Annotated in this window: 2 protein-coding genes; one reads left to right on the top strand and one right to left on the bottom strand. The window is 67.7% G+C overall.

Features of this window, described 5'->3' with window-relative positions:
- A partial coding sequence (locus VA603_RS11495) for an isochorismatase family protein (protein WP_323438924.1) occupies positions 1–231 on the top strand: 231 nt, incomplete at its 5' end.
- A gap of 158 nt (positions 232–389) precedes the next feature.
- Here the strand turns inward: VA603_RS11495 and purU are convergent.
- The coding region (gene purU, locus VA603_RS11490; RefSeq protein WP_323438923.1) for a formyltetrahydrofolate deformylase at positions 390–1,157 on the bottom strand (768 nt) is incomplete at its 5' end.

The raw sequence follows: 1,157 nt of genomic DNA, 5'->3' as shown, positions 1-1,157 counted from the left end.
GGCGGCCGCCCGGCGACCGGGCTGGCCGGCTGGCTGCACGAGCGCGGCATCACCGAGGTCCATGTCTGTGGCTTGGCGCGTGACTACTGCGTGCTGTGGAGCGCGCAGGACGCGGCGATCAGCGGCTTCCGCGTACGTTTCCTGTGGGAACTGACCCGGCCGGTGTCCTCGGCCAACGACGCGGCCACGCGGATCGCACTGGTCGAAGGCGGGATTGAAGTAGTGGGATAAGCCTCTGCAGGAGCAGCCTTGGCCGCGAAGCCGGGCCGCCTTCCCGCCAACGTGCAACACCCCTCCCCCAGCCCTCCCCTTCGCTGCGCGAAAGGGAGGGTGCACGACAAAGCTCCCTCTCCCCGTCATCCGCTTCGCTACGCGAAGGGGAGAGCAGATCAGCGGAACACCACCGTGCGGTGCCCGTTGAGCAGGATGCGGTGCTCCACGTGACGCCGCACCGCGCGCGCCAGCACCAGCGATTCGGTATCGCTGCCCAGCTGCACCAGGTCACGCGGCGTCATCGCATGGTCCACGCGCGCCACGTCCTGCTCGATGATCGGGCCTTCGTCCAGGTCGGAGGTCACGTAGTGCGCGGTGGCGCCGATGATCTTGACCCCGCGCGCATGCGCCTGATGGTACGGCTGGGCGCCCTTGAAGCTGGGCAGGAAGCTGTGGTGGATGTTGATCGCCCGCCCGGCCAGCGCCTGGCACAGGCGCGGCGACAGGATCTGCATGTAGCGCGCCAGCACCACCAGGTCGATGCGCTCGCGTTCGACCAGATCGATGATCTGCTGCTCCTGCTGCGCGCGGTTGTCCGCGCTGACCGGCAGATGATGGAACGGCACCCCGTAGGAACCGGCCAGGCCGGCGAAGTCGGCGTGGTTGGAAGCCACCGCGGCGATGTCCACCTTCAACTGGCGGCTGTGGGTGCGGAACAGCAGGTCGTTGAGGCAATGGCCCTGCTTGCTGACCAGCACCAGCAAGCGCGCACGACGACGGGCATCATGCAGTTCCCACTGCATCGCGAACGCCTCCCCCAGCGCCTGCAGGCGTACACGCACGGACGGCGCATCGCCGGCATTGCTCATGTCGAAGTGCACGCGCAGGAAGAACCGGCCACTTTCCTCGTCACCGAACTGCTGCGCATCCAGGATGTTGCAACC

Origin of the sequence: Stenotrophomonas capsici (assembly GCF_034961085.1) — a bacterium.
Classification (GTDB): Bacteria; Pseudomonadota; Gammaproteobacteria; order Xanthomonadales; family Xanthomonadaceae; genus Stenotrophomonas; species Stenotrophomonas capsici.
Note: the sequence above shows the minus strand (reverse complement) of the source record. Positions and strands in the feature narration are given on the sequence as shown.